Origin of the sequence: Zhaonella formicivorans, from assembly GCF_004353525.1 — a bacterium.
Taxonomy (GTDB): Bacteria; Bacillota; DUOV01; order DUOV01; family Zhaonellaceae; genus Zhaonella; species Zhaonella formicivorans.
Genome location: NZ_CP085524.1, coordinates 2,070,888 through 2,090,038 on the forward strand (window position 1 = coordinate 2,070,888; position 19,151 = coordinate 2,090,038).

Here is a 19,151-nt window from a genome sequence, read left to right on the forward strand (position 1 = left end):
CTCAAGTATTTTTATTTATTAGCAAACATTGCCTTAAAGTCGATTTCTCCCTTCTTGGCTTTTTCCATACCTGCAGCAACCTTATCCTGGATCTCTTTGCTGATATTGGCTGTGAATACCGGCTTAAAGATATTTTCAGCAATTCCCGCTTCATGTACTTTGTTTCCTTCCAGGCTTCCCTCTAGGTATTTTTGCACAGCCCAGACGTAGAATGTTTCAAAATCAAAGACTACAGAACCTACAACTGTATTGGGGTCAATGGTTGTCTGGTCTCCTGAGAAACCAATAAACTTGACACCTTTTTCCTTGGCAGCCTGAATTGCGCCTAAACCGACCTGATTGGCGTAAACAAACAGTACATCGGCGCCGTTATCAATCATTGTTTCAGCCATTTGTTTTCCTAAAGCCACGTCATCCCAGCTATTGGCATAGGCGCGAACAGCTTTTGCATTAGCAATACCGCGTTCTTTGGCGATTTCAACAGCTACTTTTTCATATACATCGAGCAAATTTTCCATAGCCTTGTTGGGGAAACCGCCAATTGTGGCAAATTGGCCGTTTTTGGTGATTTCTCCCGCCATTAAAGCAGCAATGTAACTTGCCTCATATTCTTTGGGGAAGATAGGTGCTACGTTGGGACCGGTACTTACCATGCCGTTAACCACACAAAAAGTTGTATCAGGGTAACTGGCTGCTACTTTATTTGCTGCCTCATCAAATTGGGTACCTGCAGCCATAATTAAATCATAGCCGCGCTCTGCATAATTTCTAAAGGTGGACTCGAAATCAGCAGCCTGTACGTTTTCTACATATTCCATTTTTGTACCAAGAACTTCATTGGATTTAACCAACCCGGCATAGTTTGTTGCGTTCCAACTCTGGTCGTTAATGGGTCCCGGCAAAATAAGAACCATTTTGTAATCTCCAGCTTCTTTCTTGCCTGAATCTGCTGTTTGGCCGCATGCAGTCAGCGAAAGCAGCATTACTACGGCCAGTACAGCTGCTGTCAATTTGGAACTTTTCTTTAACATGCCCTTACCTCCCAATAAATAATTTATAAGTAAAATCTGTTAATTCTATTGTAGCAAAACCGGGGAGATAAGATAGTAACAGTCATGTCAGTTTATTATTACTATCTTAATATAAATGTAACTTATTTGACATTTTGCACTATTTTGCTTTGGTGGCGCTCTTTCTACGCTCCTCTTCGGGAGTAATTCCAAGATATTTTTTGTATAACCTGGAAAAATAGCTGGGGTTCTGATAACCTACCCGATAAGCTATTTCCGTTATTTTTAAATCAGTATTGATTAAAAGTGACTTCGCTTGGATCAAGCGGTAATTAATCAGGTAAACGCTGAAATTTTCTCCGGTTACTTCCTTAAACAACCGGCTGAAATACTCCGGCGAACGATAGACCTGGCCGGCAACATCAGCCAGCGAAATGGCTTCATTAAAATGCTCATGGATATAATTCAATGCCTTTTCTATAAATTTATTGTTTTCAGGATGATCGCCGGCATATTCCGGCAGCGTTTTTTTTGCGGCACGTTCCAGCCGGTCATTGACCTTTTGCCTGTCATGCTGCGCGTAGCGGCCTTCCTCTATCTTTTCCAGAATCTGAATCAATTCTGAGCTTCTTAATTCGGACTTCAAGATATATTCCTTGGCACCGCAGGAAATTGCCTGTTTGGCATAGGAAAATTCAGCGTAATTTGTCAAAATAACAAATTCCGTCTGTGGCAGTACTTTTTTTATATTTTTCATGGCGGTAATTCCATCCATTTTGGGCATCCTGATATCCATAATTACTACATCAGGCTTCTCTTTTACAGCAAGCTCGTATGCCTGCCAACCGTCAGAGGCAGTCCCTACAATCTCCAGGCAATCCTTTTTATCTTTCAGACAATAGTTCAGCCACTCCCGGATTGGGAGCTCATCGTCTGCAATAACTATTCTTAACATAATTCCTCCCTACGCATAATACCGTAATTTAAGGATTATTTTGCTTCCTTGCGGCTCATTGCGTTTAATTGTCAGCCCGTAGGAGCTTCCGCATAGAATTCTAATCCTTTCATGTACATTTAAAATTCCTACTTTATTCATTTGGACCTCTTTATTAAAGATTTCAGCAATTTTTTCCCGGCTTATTCCGATTCCGTTGTCGGAAATAGTAATATATAAATCATTGTCTGCTAATTCAGCTTCTACCTTAATCACAATCAGTCTATTGGCCTGCAGACCGTGAAAAATAGCATTTTCGATAATCGGCTGCAGTATAAATGAAGGGATCTGGGCATTTAAGGTGTTTTCATCCAATAAAAATTCCACTGTAAAGGCGCCTGTATATCTCATCTTCTGCAGTGCTATATAGTCCTCCAGGTGCTTAATTTCTTCTCTTAAAGGTACAAATTCATCTGCACGGGACAGCACCCTTCTTAACAGCTTGGAAAAATGATAAAGCATCTCCTCTGCTTCTTTGTTTTTACCCATTTCTACATAAAAGCGTATGGAGCTTAACGTGTTATAAATAAAATGCGGGTTGATTTGGGCTTGCAGAAAGTCAAGCTCCAGCAGTCTTTTTTGGCGTTCATTGTTTATATTTTCTTCCAGCAGGTAATTCACGCGCTGGATCAGCTCATTAAAGGAAATCGAGATTTCGGAAAACTCCCTATAGTCGCTGTCGGGAATTTGAATTGAAAGGTCACCGTTGTTGAATTCAGTCATTTTGTCGGTCAGGAGAGCTAGGGGTTCGGCGATTTTTTTTGCTGCAACACCCAGCGCCAAACCGGTAAGCAAAATGCATAAAAGTCCGAATGCTATTAAAAAGAGTTCAATTTTTTGGAGAGGCAGCATTGCGCTTTGCAAAGAAATGGACTCTACAATATACCAACCGTAGCCGTTAATCTGATGAAAAATATAGAGCTTCCCGCCTTTTAAATAATGGTTGTTCATTTTGTTTTTGCCGTTGGCTTCAATAAAGCTGTCCAGTGTTTTGTTGATTTGGTCTTTATCCTTATGAGAAATGATCACGCCGTTCTTGTCTACGATATAGAAATCCTTTTCTTCATTGGTCAAACGGATGTAATTGTCACAGAGTAGCTTTTCATTGACATTTAAAAGTAACAGTCCATAATTTTGTTTTGAAATATATGCTTTTACGTTTCTGACTACCTGAAAGAAATAATTGGTTCCTCCTGAAGCGTGCTTGGAAGACTTAACGGGAAAAATTACGCTGTCGGTACGGTTTTCCAATACTTTGCTATATATGGCCAAGTCTGCCTCCTGGTTCGATGACATGGAATAGGAAGTGGAGTAAGTATTGCCGCGACTGTCAATCAAATGAGCATCAATGAGCATGGCCGTACTGCGATAGGACCAGATGTAACCGGCCATAATACCTTCAATTTTCTGGACCTGCTCTTTACTAACGCTCTCCCCGTCTGCGCTTTTTTGCAGTGCTTCAAGAATACTGGTATCATAGGCAATGCGGCTGGCCAGGACCTCAACATCTTTTAACTCCTGGTCAATCCTGATTGCAACCTGCTGGAGCATATTGGAGTTGAGCTGAATAACCTCTTTTTGGATAACTGTTTCCGCATATTTATAGGTGGAAAAGCCCAAAAAAATAATCAGGCATTGTAGGATAATAAAGAGGATAATAAATAACTGGAGGATTAAACTTCTTTTTTTCATTGGCAAATTTCCTTTAACATGAAATTTTAAAGCGAAATACTATAAGGTACTATAAAGTTTCATGAGGAACTAAAAAAGTATTTTAGCTTTTTGCCTTTAAGATAAGGTTAAAGGTTAATTAGACTTATTTTCGTGTTATTACGCGAAAATCCCTGCATATAACAAAATCCTTTATTTTGAAACTTTCACAATACTGCTTTTTTGAGACACAAAAAAAACACCCATATTCAGGTGTTTCCAGCTTAAGTATGGTGGAGGCGAACCGAATTAATAATATATATGGGCTGACCCCCTAAAATTAGAGAATATCAACTTGATTCTTTCTCACTAATAGTGAAGCTATAATTTTCTACCTAATGGTAAATAATACCATACAATAGTTTTAAAACGACTACCTATCTTTTAAGAGATATTTATGGCGTTGATGTTTCAGCAGGCTTAATCAGCCGGGTTACCGACAAAATTATGCCGCTTGTTGCAGATTGGCAAGCCCGGCCTTTAGAAAGAATCTATGCTATAGTCTACCTTGACGCCATTCATTTCAAGGTTCGCAAGGATAACCGCATTGTCAATAAAGCAGCCTACAGTGTCCTGGGCATTAGCTTAAGCGGCCACAAAGATGTCCTTGGAATCTGGGTTGGCGAAACGGAAAGCGCCAGTTTCTGGCTTGGCGTCTGCAACGACCTGAAAGCCAGAGGGGTAGAGGACATTTTAATTGTCGCCAAAGACGGTTTAACAGGCTTTTCTGAAGCCATAAACACCGTTTTCCCTCAAACAAACATTCAGTTGTGTGTAATCCACCAGATTCGCAACTCCTTAAAATACGTGTCATATAAGGATCAGAAGCTGCTAATGGCTGACCTGAAGAAAGTATACCAGGCCCTGACCCTGGAAGAAGCAGAGTATAACTTTGAAGAGTTTAGAGAAAAATGGGGCAAAAAATATCCCTTGGTAATTCGATCCTGGGAAACTCACTGGGATGAACTGACCACCTATTTCAGATATCCGGTAGAGATTCGCCGAATCATTTATACAACCAATCTCATTGAGGGGTATCACAGGCAGCTTAGAAAAGTAACCAAGACAAAAACAGCTTATCCCACCGATGATGCCTTAAGAAAAATTGTTTATCTGTCCACTATGGATATCAGTAAGAAATGGACCATGCCAATAAAAGACTGGAACAATGTTATGGCCCAATTTATCTTGTATTATGGTGACCGGTTAACTGAAAAAATGGCTATTTGAGTAAAATAATAGGAATGATAAGATTAACGCGGGGGCGCTGTCCCCGAACCCCCGGGGTTTATCGCTTTGGTTCTCCCGGGGATATCAAAAGAGAAGCGAGAATAACCATTGGTTTCCCGCTATCCCTGGCAGAGTCTCGTCAGACGCTCGGGTTGCTCCCCGGCATTGCCCTATCCTTCTGACGAGCAAGAGCCAGTAATAGTCTTTCCAAAATTTAACCAGGAAAATCCATTTACACAAAATTTTTTACACTCCTTTGTTTTATTCTAGAATTAAATTTTCTTGCAGATTATTTAACTTTAGAATTTTGAGCCTTGAAAGATAAAACTAATTTAAGAATCTACACCTACGTTCCGCGTCCGTTGAATTATTCTTTTTCTTTACGCAGAAGGCCTCCTACTTCGCAATCAAATAAAACACACAACTTATATATCGTCTCAAAATCAATCCTTGTCGCATTGTCATTATATAAATTGGAGATTGTATTTCTCGAAAGCCCCGTTTTCTCATGTACGTCTTTAATTGAGTAGCGTCAACTTCCCATAAGCGTAGACAAATTACTGTTAATAGGCATTGATACCACGCTCCTCCATCTGAGCACGTAAAGCAAATATCTTAGCAATTCCTTCCTCAGTCAAATGCCTTTTAACTCTAATAAGGTTAGCAATTTCCTTATAGATGGCAAAATCTTTCCGTTTTTTAGCCCTCAAAGGATAACGATCAAAGAACGGAATGATCCTATTAATATTATCTTTAAAGCTTTGCACTGAATAGACATAGGCCTTTTCAGCTTTGTTGTAATATATATTCCCACAGCCAAAATAATTTTTTAGAGTAGTTAACAGTTTCAAGTTAATTGCAGCTAATGTAACAGTGAAATGAAGTTTAACCCTAATTCCTGCCTTATAGTTAGAATCACGTGAAATTATTACCGAAAAGCAACCTTCACCATCTACAAGCCCTGAAACATAATGGCCACTATAAATATGTGGCTTGCCCTGAACTACCACATTTACTTGACTCATTCCCTCGCCAATATCCAGTTTCTTCCTTGATTTATTGCCGCCATTATTCATACTCGTTCTTTTTTGGTAAATCATTCTAGCGATATCAGCAGAATCACTATTCAAATATAAAGCTAGACATTCCTTGAATATCTCATAATCCAGCAACTTAGATGACTTTAATTTAAACTTATCAAAGAATGGAATAACAACTTCATTCAACTCCGCTAAACTCTGCACTATAAAACGGCAGGCATCCTGAGCATTGTCTTCCTTTCGCTTTACGTAATGGATCCTGCCACATAGTAGCGCATTTTGAATCAACTTTAAAATTTCGTCATCAGCCTTGGTTAATTCAAGTTTAAAAGTAAATCTTACTTGAGTTCTATAGCTTTGGTTTTCCTTAGAAGCAAATGAAATAATAAAAGAACCTTCTCCATCAACAAGACCTGAAATATAATGCCCAAAATCATCGCTGATTTCTAAAGTTTTTCCTTGAGAACTTAATAAATTTTTCTTCCAAACTTTATTGCGGATCATGTTGCCAAAGGCAGCACTACATTTTCGGGAACAAAAACGCCCATTTCCTCGATTAAGTTCCTTTTTTATAACTAAGAATTCTTTACCACAATTTTGACAAGTCGTTAATACTTGCAACTAGAATCACCTCAACCCGTCCAAAACGATCATATGTTCTATTTCTACGCTTTTGAGTATTTCCCCTGCAACAAAACATAAAAACACCCAATAATTGGGTGTTATAAATAAATTTGGTGGAGGCGAGGAGACACGTGATCCGGCACTTTCGTACCGGCGCTGACTATATCTTGGACTTGCAGTGCAAGCCCCCTGGCGTGTTATGCGTATTTAACGCATCCTAGTACTGCCACTAGCGTGGCAGCCTATGAGTCGATACGCGGCTGTTGGGTTACCCCACATACCACTCGGTATTAGCACCGCCATTACGCGCTGAGCCTTCACCGATAAAGCCAGGTTTTCACCTGCACGTCACCGTGCAGGGCGACCTATATTCTTGATCGAACTCCTGTCCGAAGGAGCACCCACAAGAGCTTCTACCAGGATAGTTCCTGTTCTAGGATTCGCCGCCGGAGCTCCCAGGAACAGGATCTCGCTTAGGCTAGCCCGCTTAAGTTTCCCCTAAATCCAGCAGGCGGTCGATTCAGGGTATCCCGCTAGTCGTCCCCCTATCCTACACCGCGGGAGCAGTAGGTAGGAGGTTAACTGCAATTAAGCAGCTAAAGCGTAATTTTCGTTTGCGTTTAATTTAAGGTCCACCGTATTACGGGCTGATGGAACCCCGCCTGGCTACTCCTGCCAATACATCCCCCGTCGAAACCAGTACGCCCCCATAGCTTATAAGCATTACTTATGGGTCAGTTGTTGGTTTTTGGTTGATGGTTGTTGGTTAAAAAATAGTTTATTTTGTAGCTATATTATAGCATAAATAATAATAATTATCTATAAAGAAAGCAATATTCCTCTTTTATACAGTTTTTCCACTAACAACTGACAACCAGCAACTAACAACAAGATAAAAATTGTCACTCACGATTTTTATCTCTAATCGCTCTGGCAATTTCCCTGTTGGCATCCCGGGCGGCCATGTCTTCCCTTTTATCGTACAGCTTTTTACCTCTGGCAAGAGCCAGTTCCAGCTTTGCTTTGCCCCGCGGGTTAAAGTACACTTTGAGCGGCACCAGGGTCAAACCTTTTTCTCTGGTTTTACCGATCAGCCTTCTGATTTCGCTTTTGTGCAGCAAAAGCTTTCTGCTCCTCTTGGGATCGTGATTGAAGCGATTACCCTGCTCATAAGGGCTGATGTGCATGTTATAGAGAAAAACTTCGTTGTTTTCTACCCGCGCAAAACTGTCCTGCAAGTTGGCTCTTCCTGCCCGGAGGGACTTTACTTCCGTCCCGGTTAAAGCTATTCCGGCTTCATAAGTTTCCTCTATGAAATAATCATGCCGGGCTTTGCGGTTTTCAGTTACCACCTTGATCTTTTTTTCCGCCATCGAGACGCCTCCATTAAAAAACAAACCCTTTGATTTGGACTCTTCCAAAGCGCAGGGTGATGTGTCAATACTCGTATAGCTTTTTTATTATACCAGAGTCAAAGCAAAAGTCAAGAGCTAGTATCGCCCCTATACGATCTCCCGGATAACCATAATTTATTTGCACGGCAAATGCAAGCGCGCTGCCTAACCCTGGGCAGTTGTCAGAGTGTCCATGTTCTGGACGTTGTTGATTTTCACAAACTCCTTCCACCTTCCTGACTTAAAGCGCCTGGCTGTGAGCCATCCCCGGGTCACAGAATCAACAAGCATAGCCACCCAGATGCCAACCAAGCCGTAACCTAGCCAGAGAGCCATGAAGGAAAGCAAGAGCCTGATGCCGCATTGGCTGATAATCGTGGTGTACATGACGTATTTGGCATCGCCTGCTCCTCTTAAACCGCCGCTTAAAATCATCACCGCGGCAAAGGGCACTTGGGCAAAGGCAATCACCTTGATACACTTTGCAGCCAATTCCTGGACCTGAAGGCTGTTAGAATAGAGGGCGGCCAAAGGATGGGCCAGAAAATAAAAGCCTACGCCTAGGATTCCCATAAGAAGCGAACCGAGGAAATTGGAACCCCAGCCAAATTCTTCAGCTTTACGCTCATCTCCGGCCCCTAAAGACTGACCAACCAGAGTGGTCGCCGCCAGGCTAAAACCAAAGCCTGGCATAAAGGATAAGGAAAAGACTGACATAGCAATTTGATTGGCCGCTATAGCCGCTGTCCCAAGACTGGCTACTAACATGGTATAAATAACCATACTCAGCTGTCGGACCAGGTTTTCCCCTGACGATGGTAAACCAATGCGTAAAATCTCCCGCATCAGCTCCGGCTGCCATTTGCCCAGATCAGTCATTTTCAGTTTCAAGCGCAGTTTCCCGCCAAAAACCGTCAGCAACGCTACAATGCCAGCAATTGAACGGGACAGTGCTTCGGCCAGGCCGGCTCCCTTTATTCCCAGCGCCGGCAGAAAACCGGGTCCAAAAATAAGCAGGTAACCGGCCAGTAAAGTGATGAAGTTCATCCCGATTACAAAATACATAGGTGTTTTTGTATCCCCGGCACCTTGCAAAGCTCCGTTTATAACTAAAAGCGGCATTTCCACTACCAGCGCAAAGCCGACCAGGCGGAGATACTCCCCTCCCAGCCTGATGACTTCTGTATCAGGTTTGTTAACCATCATCAAGGCTATAATTTTTTCCGACCAAAGACCTGTAATCACAGCCAGTACTGCCGCAGCAGCCACACCTACAGTAATGGACTGAGTTGCAATTTGCCTGGCCCGGACCGGATTGCCGGCACCGGTATACTGGGCAACCAGGGCAGTTGTCCCAACCGTTAAAGCCGAAAGCACTCCAATCATGAGTAGCAGCACCCTTTGGGCCAATCCAACTGCCGCCAGGCCTTCGGGGCTGATGTTCCCCACAAAGACCATGGTGATCATCCCTACCGTAGTTTGAAAAGACAGCTGGAGAATAGCCGGCCAGGCTAAAAACCATACTTTTTTATTTAATGTGCTGTTCATCAACATACAATTCATCCCTTACTCACATGCAACAAATTTTTGTTTTGAAAACTTGAAGCAGGAAATCAGATGCAAAAACTGAGAAGTTTTGCTTACTGCCTCCTGCTTCCTTGCTTGCCCCATGCCACATTTTTCACATATACTTAACTAAGATCAACAATAAAATCATACACCTGAATAATACTTTGAGCAACTTGCAGACATGCCAGCAATCTCAACAAAACTTACTCTAAAAGAAAAAAACCGCTTAAAAGCAGCGAATACAGCAAAATCCGGTTGTAATTACGATCCGGCCAACCCTATCAGTTCAAAATCAATTTGCCTGTCTGCTGTATTAACTTGACTCACCTGAACAACTACCCGGTCACCGATTTTATACATTTTCCTGGTGTGCTGCCCCAAAAGGGCCAGCTGTTTTTCCGTAAACTGATAATAGTCGTCAGTTAGTGTGGAGATATGAACCAGCCCTTCCACGGTGTTATCCAACTCCACGAACATTCCGAAAGAGGTTATGCTGCTGATGGTTCCCTCGAAAGTATCACCCAGATGTCGCTCCATATACTCTACTTTTTTCAGGTCAACCGATTCCCTTTCCGCTTCTTCGGCTGCCTTTTCCCTCACAGAGGATTGTTCAGCGTAAGCAGGCATCAGTTTTTCCAGTTTTGCTTTGCGTTGAGGCTTAAGCTTGCCTTTTTCCAGGTATTCCCTAATCACCCGATGGATGACCAGATCAGGATAACGCCTGATGGGCGAGGTAAAATGACAGTAATACTGAGCTGCCAAGCCAAAATGGCCCAGGCATTCCGGCGCATACCTGGCGTGCTTCATGGAACGCAGCAGCACTGTGTTGATCACTCTTTCCTCCGGCCTGCCCTGCACTTTGCTGACGATATTTTGAAAAGCCCGGGGATGAATCTCAGCATCGGTCATCTTGATATGGTAACCAAAACTGTGTAGAAAGTTATTCAACTCTACAATATCTTCGGGATCAGGCTCTTCATGTACCCGGTAGACAAAAGGCGCTTCAAGCAAGTACATATGCTGGGCAACCGTCTCATTAGCGCAAAGCATAAACTCTTCAATAATAATCTCGGAAATGGTACGCGGTCTTTTCACTATTTCTACCGGCTTGCCATGTTCATCCAGGATAACTTTACTTTCGGGGAAGTCAAAATCGATGGCACCCCGAGCCAGGCGTTTATTCCGCAAAAGCCTGGCCAGCTTCTCCATCAGCTGGAAATCTTCCACCAGTTCAGCGTAGCGCTCCATCAGCTCCGGATCCTTGTCCATTAAAATTTTGCGGACGTTTTCATAAGTCATTCTCTCATCAATATGAATTACAGAAGGAAAAATATCGTACTTGACCACTTCACCCCGTAGGTTTATTTCCATCAATGCACTCATGGCCAGCCGATCCACCCCGGCATTTAAGCTGCATATGCCGTTTGAAAGTTTAGGGGGAAGCATGGGAATAACCCTGTCTACCAGATAGACGCTGGTGCCCCGTTTATATGCTTCTTTATCCAGAGCAGTCCCTTCCCTGACATAGTAACCCACGTCGGCGATATGTACACCCAGCTGGTAGTTGCCGTTTTCCAGGATTCTGAGCGATACAGCATCATCCAAGTCTTTGGCGTCGGCGCCGTCAATGGTCACCATCCTTACATCCCTTAAATCCCGGCGGCCTTCCAGGCTGTCGGCGGTAACAACCTCCGGGATCTGTTCCGCCTCCGCCAGCACTTCCCTGGGAAAATCCTCCGGCAGCTGGTATTTGCGCACGATTGATAACACATCGACTCCAGGGGCCCCTGTTTTGCCCAAAATCTCTACTATACGCCCCTCGGGGTTGCGGCGTTTTTCCGGCCAGCGGGTAATTTCCACGACTACTTTATCTCCGTTTTTTGCCCCATTGGCATCTTCCGCACTAATAAACACATCAAGGCTGATGCGTTTTTCATCGGGTATGACGAAGCCGTATCTTTTAGAACGTTCAAAAATACCGACTATCCTTTCATTGGCCCTGCTCAGAATCCTGATTACTTCTCCTTCGGGTTTGGCTTCCGCAGTTAAAGTCTTATTCAGCCTGAGCAGTACCCGGTCATTATGCATGGCCCCGTTCAAATCTTCGGGACTGATGAAGACATCGCTCATATGGGGCGCATCGGGAATCAGAAAACCGAAACCCTTGGGATGGCCCTGGACTCTGCCGGACAAAAGCCCCATTTTCTCGGGCAGGCCGTATTTGTTTTTCCTGGTTAATACAATGGCTCCTTCTGCTTCCAACTCCCGCAGCAGTTTTAAGAATGATTTTACGTCTGCAATATTTAATGTTTCCACCAACTCTTCGGCGGTCAACGGCTTATATGTTTTTTCCCGCATATAGGCCAGCAGTTCTTCTCGTTCCATTATTTCACTCCAATCAAGTATATATGTATGTAATATGAATAAGTTGTTAGTTGTTGGTTGTTAGTTAATTGCTAAAAAAGGCAGCATTCGCTGCCGCTTATATATTGTCCAAAATTGTCTCTAAAAATAAGTATTAGTGGCAACTAAGACTATTATTGCTGGCGACCAACATGCATCATTTTTGCTGTGCCCCGGGCCAGCACCTGGCCGGAGCCGTCCTCAATCCACCCTTCCATCTGGGAAAGACGACCTTTTGACTCCTTAACTTTGCTCACCACTTTTAACTCCGCATTTACCGGGACAGGCTTAATAAAACGGACGGACAATTCTGCCGTCACTACAATAAGTCCCCGGCTGAGGAGGTGGTTGGCCATGACCTCATCCAATAAGGTACTGACAATACCGCCGTGCACCACTCCGGCATAGCTTTGAAACTCGGGCTTGGGTGTATATTTGGAATAGAACAGGTCACCTTCACTAACAAACCGCAGTTTCAAGCCAATGGGATTACTTTCACCACAGCCAAAACACATGCCATTACCTCGAAACTCCATACTCCTCCCCCTTCCGGTCGAAAGCGAACCAGCTTTCAGCCATCAGCTATAAGCTGTCAGCTTTATTTAATATTTAGCCATAGTACATGTACTTAGTCAAGATTAACAGCAATTACCATGCCACTGAAAGGAATATGTTATCTCAGCTAAAAGCAACGGCTGAAGGCTTACAGCTGAGGCTAAAAAAATAGAGCGTTGGCCTGCACCAACACTCTATTTTTTTTTACATAAACAGCGGGGCAAATACCAAAGCCACGATGGTCATCAACTTGATTAGAATGTTCATGGCAGGCCCTGAAGTATCCTTAAAGGGATCGCCTACGGTATCACCGGTTACGGCCGCTGCATGGGCTGGTGAACCCTTGCCTCCATGAACGCCGCTTTCAATGTACTTCTTGGCATTGTCCCAAGCGCCTCCTGCATTGGCCATCATAACAGCCATGAGGAAGCCGGTTATGGTGGCTCCGGCCAGCATCCCGCCTAATGCCTCCTTGCCCAGACCCGGTGTCAAACCGACAATCAAAGGAGCGGCGACGGCGATTAAGCCAGGTACGATCATTTCTTTTAAGGCAGCCGCTGTACTGATAGATACGCAGTTGGCATAGTCAGGCTTTGCTTTGCCTTCCATCAAGCCGGGAATTTCCTTAAACTGTCGGCGTACTTCCTCAATCATGTGGCTGGCGGCACGACCTACAGCCTGCATGGTTAAAGCTCCAAACAGGAAGGGCAGCATCCCGCCGATAAATGCTCCGCCTACCACTGCCGGGTTTAACAAGTCAATAGCAGATACTTTGGCAGCAGCTGTATAAGCGGAGAACAATGCCAAAGCTGTTAAAGCGGCAGAACCAATAGCAAAACCTTTACCGATGGCAGCAGTGGTATTGCCGACAGAGTCAAGGGCATCGGTAATTTTGCGAACCTTAGGATCCAAACCTGACATTTCAGCAATGCCACCGGCATTGTCTGCAATAGGACCATAAGCATCTACAGCAACGATCATGCCGGTTGTGGATAGCATACCCACCGCAGCTAAAGCTATGCCATATAACCCGGCAAACTTATAGGCTAGAATAATAGCCACTACTACGACGATAATGGGCAAAGCAGTGCTTAACATACCTACGCTGATGCCGGAAATAATATTGGTTGCCGTACCGGTTTCCGACTGAGCGGCAATTTGTTTAACCGGGTTATAGTCACCTGAGGTGTAGTATTCGGTAATCCTACCGATCAGGTAACCGGCTACTAGACCGGCAACGGTAGCGATGAATACTCCCATACCGGTATAAGTATTATTACCAACTGTAAAAGTATCAAGTAAACCGGTTGTAATAAAGTATGTAAAGATTATGGACAGGACGGAAGCAACTAGAGTACCTGTGTTTAAAGCTTTTTGCGCGTTGGCGCCTTCGTCGGTACGTACAAAGAATGTTCCTATAATTGAGGCTACAATACCGGCAGCGGCAACCATTAACGGGACGTAGGTACCGTTGTTTATACCAAGGGCTGCAGCCAAAGCCACACCGGAAATGATAGAGCCAACGTAGGATTCAAACAGGTCTGCGCCCATACCGGCTACGTCACCCACGTTATCGCCAACATTGTCAGCTATAACCGCCGGGTTCCGCGGATCGTCCTCGGGTATACCCGCTTCAACTTTACCTACCAGGTCTGCGCCCACGTCGGCAGCTTTGGTGTAGATTCCACCGCCTACCCGGGCAAACAGGGCAATTGAGCTGGCCCCCAGGGCAAAGCCATTGACCACGTTGGGATTATCAAAAAGCAGGTTGACAATCCCCAATCCCAATAGCCCCAATCCTACCACCGACATGCCCATAACTGCGCCGCCGGAAAAAGCTACACCTAAAGCTCTGTTGGCGCTGTGACGGGCGGCACTGGCAGTACGGACGTTAGCTTTGGTTGCCACCTGCATGCCGAAAAAGCCTGCCAGGATGGAAGAAACAGTTCCAATCACATAAGCTATTGCAGTCTGGGGCTGCAGGCTTTCCGCACCATGCGTAGCAAAGCCTAAAATGGCAATCAGGGCAGCCATTCCCACTACAAAAAATACTAAAACCTTGTATTCCCGCGTCAAAAAGGCCATAGCGCCTTCATGAATGGCGGCGGCAATTTCTTTCATACGGTCAGTTCCTGCATCGGTGTTATTGATTTTGCCGGCCAAATACCAGGCAAAGAGCAGCGCCAGCAAACCGGCTGCAGGAACTAAATAGTTTAGCTCCATTTTTAATTGTTCCCTCCTAAAAAACTCTTAGCTTATTTGATTATAGATAAGAGCAGCGAAAGCAGTAGAAAAGCTATTCTTGACACAATACCCATTAACAGTTACTCCTTTTTGAGTACCTATTTTAACCTTAAGACGCGAGCTGCATTATTTCCCAATATTGCCTCTTTGGCGGCATCCGAAATTGGTAATTTTTTGATTTGATTTATATTTTCTTTAATCATCTTTATCGACGGCCAATCAGAACCGAAAATAACCTTTTGATAAATCCTCTCTAGATCCGGAAAATATTTTAGCAAGTTTTTTGGAGGTAACCCGGATACCTCCATATAAATGTTGGAATGGTGCTTAGCTAGAAAAAATGCTTCCTGATACCAACATCCTCTGCCACTATGAGCCATAATAATGTTTAACTGTGGAAAATCCGAGGCGACATCATCGAGGAAAATTGGCTGACCATATTTGATTCTTGACGCCGAGAATGCTGAGGAACCTGTATGTATTAGTACCGGTATGTCAAGCTCTTGTGCTTTAGCATAAATTGGGTACAGCTTAGGATCATTAAGATAAAAATGATGGTAAGTTGGAAGCAATTTCAATCCTCTACAGCCTAAATCCTTTACTAAATATTCTAAGGTCTCAACTGGGTTAGGTTCCATCGTAGGGTTGATATTGGCAAAGGCCAAAGCTCCATCTACTTTTTGTGCTAACCCGGCAACAAATTCATTCGTCACTGTCCCAGCAAAATCTATTTCTGCCAGAATAACCAGATAATCCAGCCCCGCACTTTTTTTTAGTTCGAGTAAGCCTTCGGGAGTTGAGACCTTATCCATTAATTCAAAAATATCTTCCTGATGAAATTGTTGAAACCACTGTAGGAGCCAATCTTTCAATTGTAAAGAAGTTCCTACATGAACATGAAAATCAATTAGCACCTTTGTGGCCTCCAATACGTGCTTATTTACTTCTAATTAACTTTAGAATATTTTTTCCCAGTTGGCGACAAGCTTCTAAAGCTACTAAGTCCTCTTCAACTCCCTTTTTCCAGGCGAATCCTTCGACATTATAATCTTGTTGCAAAGTGCCCATCGCTCCATTAGCAATAATACCTCGCTCTGGGTCTCGACAATCTGCAACAATAAGTCCTTGGCTTTTTAAATAATTTTCCATAATGCTTAGACATAATTCCTGACCACCATTGCGTAATGCGGCATGAGTCAAAGCCGCTCCTACCTTACCTTGCAACATGTTTTTGTTCAAATGCATAAAACGTGTACGATCCATAAAATTTTTCATTAAAGTGCTCACGTTGGCCCAGTAAACCGGTGAGCCTAATATAATAGCATCTGCCTCTTGTAACTTAGTGGCAAGTAGATCCATATCGTCTCCGGTAATGCTACAACTTGTATTCTTCATACATTTGTTACAGGAAGTACAAAGTTTAATATCATAATCAACAAGTTCGATCAATTCAGTTTCTACATTATCCTTTGCCACTTCATCCAATACGGTCTTTAACATTATTGACGTATTCTTACCCTTCCTATGACTTCCGCTGACTGCTATTACTTTCACAAAGGTTTCCCCCCTGATGTTACTTAAAAGTTACCGTTTTACAACTAGTGCCGTACCCATACCTCCACCAATGCATAGTGTAGCTAGCCCAATCTTCAGGTCTCTTCTTTCCATTTCAGATAGCAGTGTTACCAAAATACGCGTACCGGTGCAGCCGATGGGATGTCCCAGAGCAAGAGCCCCTCCATTTACGTTGACCTTAGCTGTATCCCACTTAAGTGCTCTATTAACGGAAATCGCCTGGGCAGCAAATGCCTCATTAGCTTCAATTAAATCTAAATCATCAACAGTTAGATTAGCTTTTTTCAATGCCTTTTTTACAGCTTCAATGGGCCCTGTTCCCATAATCGAAGGATCCACGCCCGCGGATGCATAGCTAAGGATACTAGCTAGCGGTTTTATACCAAGGCGATCCGCCTTTTCTTTCGCCATCACTACCACAGCAGCAGCCCCGTCATTGATACCGGAAGAATTTCCAGCAGTTACAGTACCGTCTTTTTTAAAAGCAGGTTTCAATTTACTTAAACTTTCTATAGTTGTACCAAACCTTGGGAATTCATCAGTATCGAATATTTTGGGGTCTCCTTTTTTCTGGGGGACCTCTATAGGTACAATTTCTTTTGCAAATCTTCCTTCCTTGATAGCGGCTTCTGCTTTTTGTTGGCTAGAAACGGCAAAATAGTCCTGCTCTTCTCGGGAAATATTAAATTGTTCTGCAATATTCTCTGCTGTAATTCCCATGTGGTAATTATTAAATGCATCCCACAGCCCGTCTTTAATCATGGCATCCACAAGAGCTCTATCACCCATGCGCTGCCCCCACCTGGCCTCTGGCAACAAATAGGGAGCGGCACTCATGTTTTCCATGCCCCCTGCCACAATAATATCCGAGTCTCCTGACTTAATCGTCTGTGCCGCCAATTGCACGGCTTTTAGCCCCGAACCGCAGACTTTGTTAATGGTATAGGCCGGTATTTCTTTGGGAATAGCTGCTTCCATTGCAGCCTGTCTAGCCGGATTCTGTCCCAGTCCCGCCTGCAACACGTTACCCATAATGACTTCGTCCACCTGCTCAGGTTGAATTCCGGCCCTTTTTAGCGCTTCTTTAATCACTATGGCTCCCAAAGTAACGGCAGGAATATTCTTTAAACTTCCGTTAAAATTACCAATAGCAGTTCGGCACATCCCAGCAATAACAACTTCTCTCATTTTGTTACCTCCCTTAAAGTGATCTTGCCATCGCTCTTTAAGCATGTATAGGAACATTATTTGCCCGTAAAGTTCGGAGATCTTTTTTCAAAGAAAGCCGCTACGCCTTCCTTAGCATCTTCGCTAGCGAATACAATGGCAGAACCTTCTCTTTCAATAGACAGCCCCTGTTCAAAACTAGTATTAAGCCCCTGGGTCACCCCTCTTAAAAATTCTCTAATGGCGATAGGAGCCCCTTTGGCTAGCTTGGCTGCTAGCGTTTTCGCTTCCTCCAATACCTTTTCAGCCTCTACCACTTTGTTCACAAGGCCGTAATTTAATGCATTTTCAGGGCTAATGGGATCACCAGTTAATAACATTTCTAACGCTCTTGTTTTTCCAATCAACCTTGGCAACCTCTGGGTACCTCCCCATCCTGTTGTAATTCCCAATTTTACTTCAGGAAAAGACAAGGAGGCATTGGAAGACAAAATGCGGAGATGACAGCTCATAATGAGCTCATTTCCACCTCCAAAAGCACTGCCCTGTATAGCTGCAATAATGGGTTTCGGATAGTTTTCAATTTTATTAAAGAGATTCTGCCCAATCGTCGTAGGAATTTTTCCGGATCTTATATCTTCAAATTCATTGATGTCCGCACCGGCTGAGAATACTTTTTTACCTGAACCGGTAATAACAATGGCCCTTACATTATCATCATTAACGCATTTGTCCAATAACTGTTCCAATTCTAATAAAACAGCAGTACTCAATGCATTAGCAGGTGGGTTATTAATGAAAACTATTATAAACCCCTCTTCTTGTTCTACAATGAGCTTGGAAAACTCCATACCAATCCTCTCCCCGCATGTGGTATGGGCAGGTACTTTTTTTAGGTATAAAGCCCGCCATCTACCCGAATTGTTTCGCCGTTGATATAACTAGATTCATCAGAAGCTAAAAATACTGCCACATTCGCAATTTCTTCAGCAGTCCCTAACCTTCCTATAGGTACAGATTTTTTAATTCCATCCAAGATATTCTCCGGTATGGTTTCCACCATTTCTGTACTAATAAAGCCAGGTGCGATGGCATTTGCCCTGATGCCTTTACGCCCAAGTTCCTTAGCCCATGTTTTCATCATAGAAATCATGGCTCCTTTAGTTGCAGAATAGTTGGTTTGACCCACGTTTCCGTACAATCCCACGACTGAAGATATATTTATGATGTTACCTGACCCTTGATTACGCATGATAGCTCCTATTATACTGGTACAATTAAACACACCTGTTAAATTGATATCAATAACTTCCTTCCACTGCTCGGGAGTCATCTTATGCAGCATAGCATCTCGGGTAATACCGGCATTATTTATCAGGATATCGATGCGACCAAAAGCTTTAATGGCCTCTTCAGCTAGCATCTGTACCTGATCATAATCGGCAATGTTCGCTCTAACACTAATTACTTCAGCACCCAGCGCCCGTATCATTTCCACCGTCTCATCAATCGCCTTCTGATTTCCCCCGTTAACAACGACCTTTGCACCTTCTTTGGCCATTGCTACTGCAATCGCCCGGCCTATCCCCCTGCTTGAACCGGTAATAACTGCAACTTTATTTGCTAAACGCATGTT

At 43.5% G+C, this 19,151-nt stretch carries 15 protein-coding genes, 1 other RNA gene and 1 pseudogene; 1 reads left to right on the plus strand and 16 read right to left on the minus strand.

The genetic code is table 11. The features are described from left to right. Positions 1–11 precede the first annotated feature (11 nt). The 3 genes from EYS13_RS10195 to EYS13_RS10205 form a co-directional block, all read right to left on the minus strand. Positions 12–1,031 (minus strand): BMP family protein, encoded by a 1,020-nt coding sequence (locus EYS13_RS10195; protein ID WP_227762242.1) that lies wholly within the window; start codon positions 1,029–1,031, stop codon positions 12–14. Positions 1,032–1,170: 139 nt separating this feature from the next. Then, the gene (locus tag EYS13_RS10200; RefSeq protein WP_227762243.1) at positions 1,171–1,965 is read right to left on the minus strand and encodes a response regulator transcription factor; all 795 of its coding nucleotides are present in this window, start codon (positions 1,963–1,965) and stop codon (positions 1,171–1,173) included. 9 nt (positions 1,966–1,974) lie between these two features. Further along, positions 1,975–3,696 (minus strand): sensor histidine kinase, encoded by a 1,722-nt coding sequence (locus EYS13_RS10205; protein ID WP_227762244.1) that lies wholly within the window; start codon positions 3,694–3,696, stop codon positions 1,975–1,977. 402 nt (positions 3,697–4,098) lie between these two features. Here EYS13_RS10205 and EYS13_RS10210 point away from each other — a divergent pair. Then, a pseudogene (locus EYS13_RS10210) lies at positions 4,099–4,944 on the plus strand (IS256 family transposase); the annotation flags it as partial. Positions 4,945–5,311: 367 nt separating this feature from the next. Here the strand turns inward: EYS13_RS10210 and EYS13_RS16545 are convergent. The 13 genes from EYS13_RS16545 to fabG form a co-directional block, all read right to left on the minus strand. Next, entirely contained in the window at positions 5,312–5,467 is a 156-nt protein-coding gene (locus EYS13_RS16545; protein WP_227767881.1) for a helix-turn-helix domain-containing protein, read from the minus strand. A 40-nt stretch (positions 5,468–5,507) separates the two neighbouring features. Beyond that, complete coding sequence (locus EYS13_RS10220) at positions 5,508–6,605, minus strand: LAGLIDADG family homing endonuclease (RefSeq protein WP_227762246.1); 1,098 nt, start codon at positions 6,603–6,605, stop codon at positions 5,508–5,510. A gap of 377 nt (positions 6,606–6,982) precedes the next feature. After that, positions 6,983–7,309: a transfer-messenger RNA gene (gene ssrA / locus EYS13_RS10225) on the minus strand. A gap of 201 nt (positions 7,310–7,510) precedes the next feature. Continuing rightward, the gene (gene smpB / locus EYS13_RS10230) at positions 7,511–7,981 is read right to left on the minus strand and encodes an SsrA-binding protein SmpB (RefSeq protein WP_227762250.1); all 471 of its coding nucleotides are present in this window, start codon (positions 7,979–7,981) and stop codon (positions 7,511–7,513) included. Positions 7,982–8,167: 186 nt separating this feature from the next. After that, positions 8,168–9,556, minus strand: coding sequence for an MATE family efflux transporter (locus EYS13_RS10235; protein ID WP_227762252.1), 1,389 nt, complete (start codon positions 9,554–9,556; stop codon positions 8,168–8,170). A gap of 276 nt (positions 9,557–9,832) precedes the next feature. Then, a complete protein-coding gene (gene rnr / locus EYS13_RS10240) occupies positions 9,833–11,956 on the minus strand; it encodes a ribonuclease R (protein WP_227762254.1) in 2,124 nt (707 codons plus the stop codon). Positions 11,957–12,108: 152 nt separating this feature from the next. Then, entirely contained in the window at positions 12,109–12,510 is a 402-nt protein-coding gene (locus EYS13_RS10245) for a PaaI family thioesterase (protein WP_227762256.1), read from the minus strand. 223 nt (positions 12,511–12,733) lie between these two features. Then, positions 12,734–14,752: a sodium-translocating pyrophosphatase gene (locus EYS13_RS10250; protein ID WP_227762257.1), complete on the minus strand. Its 2,019-nt coding sequence runs from the start codon at positions 14,750–14,752 to the stop codon at positions 12,734–12,736. Between the two features lie 119 nt (positions 14,753–14,871). After that, complete coding sequence (locus EYS13_RS10255) at positions 14,872–15,687, minus strand: amidohydrolase family protein (protein WP_227762258.1); 816 nt, start codon at positions 15,685–15,687, stop codon at positions 14,872–14,874. A gap of 22 nt (positions 15,688–15,709) precedes the next feature. Further along, on the minus strand, positions 15,710–16,327 hold the full coding sequence (locus EYS13_RS10260) for a flavodoxin family protein (RefSeq protein WP_227762259.1): 618 nt from the start codon (positions 16,325–16,327) through the stop codon (positions 15,710–15,712). A gap of 30 nt (positions 16,328–16,357) precedes the next feature. Continuing rightward, complete coding sequence (locus EYS13_RS10265; protein WP_227762260.1) at positions 16,358–17,536, minus strand: acetyl-CoA C-acetyltransferase; 1,179 nt, start codon at positions 17,534–17,536, stop codon at positions 16,358–16,360. A 56-nt stretch (positions 17,537–17,592) separates the two neighbouring features. Further along, positions 17,593–18,366, minus strand: coding sequence for an enoyl-CoA hydratase-related protein (locus EYS13_RS10270; protein ID WP_227762261.1), 774 nt, complete (start codon positions 18,364–18,366; stop codon positions 17,593–17,595). Between the two features lie 41 nt (positions 18,367–18,407). Then, positions 18,408–19,148, minus strand: coding sequence for a 3-oxoacyl-ACP reductase FabG (gene fabG, locus EYS13_RS10275; RefSeq protein ID WP_227762262.1), 741 nt, complete (start codon positions 19,146–19,148; stop codon positions 18,408–18,410). Between the last annotated feature and the right edge of the window lie 3 nt (positions 19,149–19,151).

What these genes read in the sequence shown, in the direction of transcription:
- EYS13_RS10195 (WP_227762242.1), bottom strand. Translation starts at nt 1,031, where the DNA reads ATGTTAAAGAAAAGTTCCAAATTGACAGCAGCTGTACTGGCCGTAGTA.
- EYS13_RS10200 (WP_227762243.1), bottom strand. Translation starts at nt 1,965, where the DNA reads ATGTTAAGAATAGTTATTGCAGACGATGAGCTCCCAATCCGGGAGTGG.
- EYS13_RS10205 (WP_227762244.1), bottom strand. Translation starts at nt 3,696, where the DNA reads ATGAAAAAAAGAAGTTTAATCCTCCAGTTATTTATTATCCTCTTTATT.
- smpB (WP_227762250.1), bottom strand. Translation starts at nt 7,981, where the DNA reads ATGGCGGAAAAAAAGATCAAGGTGGTAACTGAAAACCGCAAAGCCCGG.
- EYS13_RS10235 (WP_227762252.1), bottom strand. Translation starts at nt 9,556, where the DNA reads ATGTTGATGAACAGCACATTAAATAAAAAAGTATGGTTTTTAGCCTGG.
- rnr (WP_227762254.1), bottom strand. Translation starts at nt 11,956, where the DNA reads ATGGAACGAGAAGAACTGCTGGCCTATATGCGGGAAAAAACATATAAG.
- EYS13_RS10245 (WP_227762256.1), bottom strand. Translation starts at nt 12,510, where the DNA reads ATGGAGTTTCGAGGTAATGGCATGTGTTTTGGCTGTGGTGAAAGTAAT.
- EYS13_RS10250 (WP_227762257.1), bottom strand. Translation starts at nt 14,752, where the DNA reads ATGGAGCTAAACTATTTAGTTCCTGCAGCCGGTTTGCTGGCGCTGCTC.
- EYS13_RS10265 (WP_227762260.1), bottom strand. Translation starts at nt 17,536, where the DNA reads ATGAGAGAAGTTGTTATTGCTGGGATGTGCCGAACTGCTATTGGTAAT.
- EYS13_RS10270 (WP_227762261.1), bottom strand. Translation starts at nt 18,366, where the DNA reads ATGGAGTTTTCCAAGCTCATTGTAGAACAAGAAGAGGGGTTTATAATA.
- fabG (WP_227762262.1), bottom strand. Translation starts at nt 19,148, where the DNA reads ATGCGTTTAGCAAATAAAGTTGCAGTTATTACCGGTTCAAGCAGGGGG.